We start from the raw sequence: 6,381 nt of genomic DNA, 5'->3' as shown, positions 1-6,381 counted from the left end.
AGCTTGAGCGCGGTATCGAGAATTTCTTGCTCGCGGCGACGAAACTCACGGACCTTACGAGGTTCTTTGTGCATAAGAAAAGGTCTGTTGGGGTCAAAATTCGAAGCCGCGTATTATGCCTAACTTGCACAAAAATGCACGGATCATCCGACCATATCTGTGTTTCTTGTTCATTTTGCGAACGTTTGGGGGGTAATGAGAACTCAACTGAAGCAAACGTATTCCAAATTTGTTTAAAAACCCCGACCTGCTAACTGGACTGCACGCCAGACTGATCAATACTTGAACTGTCGGGCGGCATCTCCCCCAAGTGCCGGGCCGATAAAGGTACCAAGGGACCGCGTGCCTTTGTTTTACTCCTAATGGTCTTAACCCGGATTCACCCCCCAGAACCCGGGTTTTTTTTGCCTGCGATTCAGGCTTTTACATGGGCCAGCGGAAACAGACGCTTGAAGTTTTCGGTGGTCTGCTCGGCAAAACGCTCGTAGTGTTCGCCACGCAGCATCGCCAGAAACTCTGCCACTTCGCGCACGTACTGCGGCAGGTTCGGTTTGCCGCGATAAGGGACAGGCGCCAGGTACGGCGAGTCGGTTTCGACCAGCAGGCGATCGGCCGGGACTTTGCTCGCCACATCGCGCAACGCGTCAGCATTGCGGAACGTGACGATGCCGGACAAGGAAATGTAATAACCCATGTCCAACGCAGCTTTCGCCATGTCCCAATCTTCGGTAAAGCAATGCAGCACCCCTGCTTGGGGCAGCGCCGCCTCGCGCAGCAGCGCAAGGGTATCGGCGCGGGCACCGCGGGTGTGGATGATCACCGGTTTGCCGGTCTGCTGCGCGGCCTGCAAGTGCAGACGGAACGACTCTTGCTGCAGCTCGGCGGCTTCCGGTTCGTAGTGGTAATCCAGACCGGTTTCACCAATCGCCACCACTTTCGGATGATTGAGTTCGTGCAACAGCCAGTCCAGCGCTGGCGCCGCGCCAGGCTGTACGTCCAGCGGATGCACGCCAACCGAGCAATCAACGTCGTCATAACGCTCAGCAAGGGCTTTGACGTCGGCAGCGTTATCGGCACTCACGCCGATGCACAGAAAGTGCCCGACCCCGCGCTCGCGAGCGGCATCCAGTGCAGCATCCAGCGAGCCGTCATGGGCGGCGAGGTCAAGGCGATCAAGGTGACAATGGGAATCTACGAGCATAAAAAGGCAGCTACTTACATCGTATGAGTGGGACGGTCGGATTTCAGCGCTCCGGCCAGATGGGTTTCGATGCGACTACGGGCCGTGTTGTCGCCCTCGTTGAACTGAACGCCGACACCGGCGGCGCGGTTGCCTTGCGCACCTTTGGGGGTGATCCAGGCGACCTTGCCGGCGACCGGAATCTTTTCCGCTTCATCCATCAGGTTCAGCAGCATGAACACCTCATCGCCCAACTTGTAGCTCTTGTTGGTCGGGATGAACAGACCACCGTTCTTGATGAACGGCATATAAGCGGCATAAAGCACGGATTTGTCCTTGATGGTCAGGGACAAAATGCCGTTGCGCGGCCCGGGGCTGACAGGTTCGTTCATGTTGACCTCCACTGCTGATGCTCAGAGTCTAGGTACACATTCTTATCTTTGGCCAGGCAATCCCGCCCATTGCACCAACAACGCCTCCAGCAACAGTGTCGGGTTGAGGTTGGCCTTGCTCAGGACTTTCTGCCGCTGGGCGAGAATCCAGTCCTGAATATCGAGGACTTTGCCCTGCGCACTTTTCTGCGCGAGGTACTGCACAACCTTACGCATATCGGTCAGGCCAAGACCGGCTTCGTCCTGCGTCAGTTGATAACGCAAGATCAGGCTCGACCAATCGCAAAACCAATCGAACAGACGCAGCATTGGAATGCTTTTCCATTCTTCGGCCAGTTGCGTCGGCGATTGCTGCTGCTTGAGCAGCTTCTTCACACCTTCGACCACTTGCGCGCGCTGATCGCGCACACCTTGAGACTGAAGGCTGACCGCCGCCAATGGCGAGCCCGCCGCCAACGTCAACAGCTCGACACGCTCCTCTGCGGAACATTCCGGCAGCGCCTGAGCCAGCCATTGCAGGCTCATCGCCTCACTCGGCAACGGACAGGCCTGCTGCACGCAGCGACTCTTGATCGTTGGCAACAAACGGCTCGGCTGGTGACTGACCAACAGCAATACCGTGTCGCCGGAAGGCTCTTCAAGACTTTTGAGCAAGGCGTTTGCGGCGTTGATGTTCATCGACTCCACCGGCTCGACCAACACCACCTTGCGTCCGCCCAGTTGCGCGGTCTGCACCACGAAGCTGACCAGATCACGCACCTGATCGACCTTGATTGCCTTGTCGGCTTCTTCCGGTTCGAGGATGTAATTGTCCGGGTGGCTGCCAGCCTTGAGCAGCAAGCAGGATTTGCACTCACCGCAGGCTTCAGGCGTCGGACGCTGGCACAACAGGCTGGCCATTAGCCGCTCCGCCAAGGCCCGCTTACCGATACCGGCCGGGCCATGTAGCAGATAGGCGTGGGCGTGCTGGCTACGTCCGGCCAGATGCTGCCAGAGGCTGTCTTGCCACGGATAGGCCTCAGCCACGGCTCAGCTCCAGCAAACGCGGCAGCAATGTATCCAGCGATTGCTGGACTTGTGCCAACGGCTGACCGGCATCGATCCGCACGTAACGCGAAGGATCGGCTTCAGCACGCTTGAGAAACGCGCCGCGCACCGCTTCGAAAAATGCCCGTCCTTCAAGCTCGAAACGATCCAGACGCCCCCGCGCACTGGCACGGGCCAGGCCGATTTCCACCGGCAGATCGAAAATCAGCGTCAGATCCGGGCGCAGATCACCCTGTACGAAGGTTTCCAGCGTCGCGATACGTTCCAGCGACAAACCGCGACCAGCGCCCTGATAGGCATATGTCGAATCAGTGAACCGGTCACACAACACCACTGCACCACGGGCCAGAGCCGGACGGATCACTTCAGCCAGATGCTGGGCACGCGCGGCGAAAACCAGCAACAGCTCGGCGTCCGGATTCATGACTTCGTCGGCCGGCGCCAGCAGCACGTCGCGAATCCGTTCGGCCAGCGCAGTACCGCCGGGCTCACGGGTCAACAGCACCTCGATACCGGCGGCGCGCAGGCGCTCTGCCAGGTATTCGCGGTTGGTGCTCTTGCCGGCGCCTTCCGGGCCTTCCAAGGTAATAAACAAGCCAGTCACAGGCAGTCCTTAATCAAAGTCATTGCGTGTCTTGTGGTGCCGCAGCGTCCGGTGCAGCCTCCTGAGGCGAAACCTGCGGCGGCGACTCAGGCGCAGTTTGCGGTGATGCTGCAGGTTTCGCTTCATCGGATGCCGGAGCCGCCTCAGGCGTGACTGCTGGCGCCGGACTGGAGCGGTAATCGGCGCGTCGCTTGAGCTGGAACTCGCGCACCGCACGATTATGTGCATCGAGGTCGTCAGAGAAGACATGGCTGCCGTCGCCACGTGCGACGAAGTAGAGACTGGTGCCCTCCACCGGGTTCAACGCAGCGTGAATCGCTTCACGCCCAACCATTGCAATCGGCGTCGGCGGCAGGCCAGGAATCACGTAGGTGTTATAAGGCGTCGGCTCTCGCAAATGAGCACGGGTCAGCTTGCCGGTGTAACGATCGCCCAAGCCATAAATCACTGTTGGATCGGTCTGCAATTGCATGCCCACCGCCATCCGACGCACAAAGACGCCGGCAATCTGACCGCGTTCCTGCGGCACGCCGGTTTCCTTCTCAACCAGCGAGGCCATGATCAGCGCTTGATAAGGCTCACTGTAAGGCGCGTCGGCGGAGCGATTTTCCCACTCCTTGGCCAATACTTCGTCGAGACGATCAAAGGCCTTTTTCAGCAGTTCGGTATCGGACATGCCGCGCTCGAAGCGGTAGGTATCAGGGAAGAAACGACCTTCCGGGAACAGCCCCTTGTGGCCGATCTTCGCCATGACGTCGCTGTCGCTAAGACCATTGAGGGTGTGCTCGATTTTTTCGTCTTTGGCCAACGCCGCGCGCACTTGATGGAAATTCCATCCTTCAACCAACGTCAGGCTGTACTGAACCACCTCCCCACGCTTCCACAAGTCGATCAGACCATCGACAGTCATGCCCGGCTGCATGCGGTATTCACCGCTGTGGATTGGCGTACCGGCAAGATTGAACCGCCAATAAACCCGTAGCCAGAATGCGTCCTTGATGACGCCATCGGTTTCGAGCTCGAGGAAAGTCCGGGTCGGTGTGGAACCTTTCGGCACATCCAGCAGCTCTTCCTGCGTGATGTTCAGAGGCTGCTCCAGTGCGGAGTGAATCTTCCAGGTGCTGGCGCCCAACAGCAACCCTGCCAGAACCAATCCGGTTTCCAGCAGCAGCAAAAGTTTACGTCTCACGAATCAGGCATCCAGTAGGGCGCGGGCAATGGTTTGCAGTTTACGGGTGAGCGGGCCAACCGGCCAGCTCAGCGCAGCGTAGGCACGTACCGGCCAAACGCCATAAACGCTATTGCAGAGAAAGACTTCATCGGCCCATTGCAGCTGTTCAAGGCTGATATCGGCGATTTGTGTGGGGATGGTCAAAGACTCGGCCTGAAACAATATTTCGGCGCGCATCACACCAGCCACGCCGCAACGCTTCAAATCAGGTGTGATCAACACCCCATCACGCACCAGAAACAGGTTGCTGAACACCCCTTCGATGACTCGACCGGCCTGATCGAGCATCAAGCCTTCAGCGTGTTCGCTGTCCTGCCATTCGGCGCGGGCGATGACTTGTTCCAGGCGATTGAGGTGTTTCAGCCCCGCCAACAAGGGCTGGCTGGCCAATCGCGTGCTGCAAGGAAAGAGGCGAATGCCAAGTTGCGCGTGGACAGCGGGGTAAGCGGCAGGAGGGTTGCCTTGCAGAATGCGTCGACCCTGCGACGCAGGATCTGGCGCATAACCGCGCAAACCATCGCCCCGCGTGAGGATAAGCTTGAGCACGCCCTCGCCCATCGCCGCCGCATAGCTCAGCAGCTCTTGGCGAATCAGTTCGATGTCGGTCGCAATGGCCAGACGCGAACAGCCATCGGCCAGTCGCGCCAGATGCCGATCCAACAGCACCGGCTGGCCGCCACGCACGGCAACGGTCTCGAACAGACCATCGCCGTAAGCCAGGCCGCGATCTTTCAGCGACAGCGTGTCAGCCGGTTGACCGTCGACCCAGCAGTCCATCAACCTGCGAACCGGCGGAACGCCAAGGTACCGTTGGTACCGCCAAAACCGAAGGAGTTGGACAGCACGACGTCGATATCCATGTTGCGCGCAGTGTGCGGCACAAAATCGAGATCGCAGCCTTCGTCGGGCTCTTCAAGGTTAATCGTCGGTGGTGCCACCTGGCCGTTGATTGCCAGCACGCTAAAGATCGCTTCGACCGCACCCGCCGCACCCAACAGGTGACCGGTCATGGACTTGGTAGAACTGACCGCCATTTTGTAGGCGTGATCACCGAACACGGTCTTGATTGCGTTGGCTTCGGCAAGATCGCCAGCCGGCGTCGAAGTGCCGTGGGCGTTGATGTACTGCACTTGATCGGCATTGATCTTCGCGTCACGCAGTGCATTGGTGATGCAGCGGGCTGCACCGGCGCCGTCGGCGGGCGGCGAAGTCATATGGAACGCGTCGCCGCTGGTACCGAAACCAATCAGCTCGGCATAGATGGTCGCGCCACGAGCCTTGGCATGTTCGAGCTCTTCGAGGACCAACGCACCGGCACCGTCGGACAGCACGAAACCATCACGGCCCTTGTCCCAAGGACGGCTGGCACGAGCCGGCTCGTCATTGCGGGTCGACAGCGCACGGGACGCGCCGAAGCCACCCATGCCCAGACCGCACGCCGCCATTTCGGCACCGCCGGCGATCATCACGTCGGCTTCGTCATACATGATGTTGCGCGCCGCCATACCAATGCAGTGCGTACCGGTGGTACACGCGGTGGCGATGGCGTAGTTAGGTCCCTGTGCCCCCAGATGGATCGACAGGAAACCGGAAATCATATTGATGATCGAGCCTGGCACAAAGAACGGTGAAATTCGGCGCGGCCCCGTCTCATGCAGGGTACGGCTGGTTTCTTCGATGTTGGTCAGGCCGCCGATACCCGACCCCATGGCGACGCCAATGCGTTCACGGTTGGCGTCAGTGACTTCCAGACCGGCATTGCGCACGGCTTGAAAGCCTGCGGCGAGGCCGTACTGAATGAACAGGTCAAGCTTGCGCGCTTCCTTGACCGACAGGTATTCCTCGACATTGAAGCCCTTTACCGAGCCGCCAAAGCGGGTGGAATAGGCAGAAAGGTCGGTGTGTTCGATCAGACCAATGCCACTAC

General features: G+C 59.3%; 7 protein-coding genes and 1 pseudogene. All 8 read right to left on the bottom strand.

Translation table 11 applies throughout. The annotated features are described in order from the left end of the window. Nucleotides 1-74: pseudogene (locus ACIOWA_RS15855) on the bottom strand (TetR/AcrR family transcriptional regulator); the annotation flags it as partial. Nucleotides 75-415: 341 nt separating this feature from the next. Then, the gene (locus ACIOWA_RS15850; RefSeq protein WP_401160632.1) at nt 416-1,201 is read right to left on the bottom strand and encodes a TatD family hydrolase; all 786 of its coding nucleotides are present in this window, start codon (nt 1,199-1,201) and stop codon (nt 416-418) included. A 14-nt stretch (nt 1,202-1,215) separates the two neighbouring features. Further along, complete coding sequence (locus ACIOWA_RS15845) at nt 1,216-1,572, bottom strand: PilZ domain-containing protein (RefSeq protein ID WP_150651119.1); 357 nt, start codon at nt 1,570-1,572, stop codon at nt 1,216-1,218. 42 nt (nt 1,573-1,614) lie between these two features. Next, the gene (locus ACIOWA_RS15840; RefSeq protein ID WP_339431074.1) at nt 1,615-2,598 is read right to left on the bottom strand and encodes a DNA polymerase III subunit delta'; all 984 of its coding nucleotides are present in this window, start codon (nt 2,596-2,598) and stop codon (nt 1,615-1,617) included. After that, nucleotides 2,591-3,223: a dTMP kinase gene (gene tmk / locus ACIOWA_RS15835; protein ID WP_339431073.1), complete on the bottom strand. Its 633-nt coding sequence runs from the start codon at nt 3,221-3,223 to the stop codon at nt 2,591-2,593. The genes ACIOWA_RS15840 and tmk overlap by 8 nt, the downstream gene beginning before the upstream one ends. A gap of 19 nt (nt 3,224-3,242) precedes the next feature. After that, nucleotides 3,243-4,412 carry an endolytic transglycosylase MltG gene (mltG, locus tag ACIOWA_RS15830; protein ID WP_401160629.1) on the bottom strand — a complete coding sequence of 390 codons (1,170 nt, stop codon included), beginning with the start codon at nt 4,410-4,412 and terminating at the stop codon, nt 3,243-3,245. Between the two features lie 3 nt (nt 4,413-4,415). Further along, complete coding sequence (gene pabC, locus ACIOWA_RS15825; RefSeq protein ID WP_401160627.1) at nt 4,416-5,231, bottom strand: aminodeoxychorismate lyase; 816 nt, start codon at nt 5,229-5,231, stop codon at nt 4,416-4,418. After that, nucleotides 5,231-6,381 (bottom strand): beta-ketoacyl-ACP synthase II (fabF, locus tag ACIOWA_RS15820; RefSeq protein ID WP_401160625.1); only part of this gene is annotated, 1,151 nt, incomplete at its 5' end. The genes fabF and pabC, both read right to left, overlap by 1 nt.

The sequence above is a fragment of the Pseudomonas sp. NPDC087614 genome (assembly GCF_044743485.1).
Classification (GTDB): Bacteria; Pseudomonadota; Gammaproteobacteria; order Pseudomonadales; family Pseudomonadaceae; genus Aquipseudomonas; species Aquipseudomonas baetica_A.
The sequence above is the reverse complement of the archived record's forward strand: the minus strand, read 5'-3'. Positions and strand labels throughout refer to the sequence as shown.

Excerpts from the sequence above, each read along its gene's own strand:
- ACIOWA_RS15850 (WP_401160632.1), bottom strand. The coding sequence starts at position 1,201 with ATGCTCGTAGATTCCCATTGTCACCTTGATCGCCTTGACCTCGCCGCC.
- ACIOWA_RS15845 (WP_150651119.1), bottom strand. The coding sequence starts at position 1,572 with ATGAACGAACCTGTCAGCCCCGGGCCGCGCAACGGCATTTTGTCCCTG.
- pabC (WP_401160627.1), bottom strand. The coding sequence starts at position 5,231 with ATGGACTGCTGGGTCGACGGTCAACCGGCTGACACGCTGTCGCTGAAA.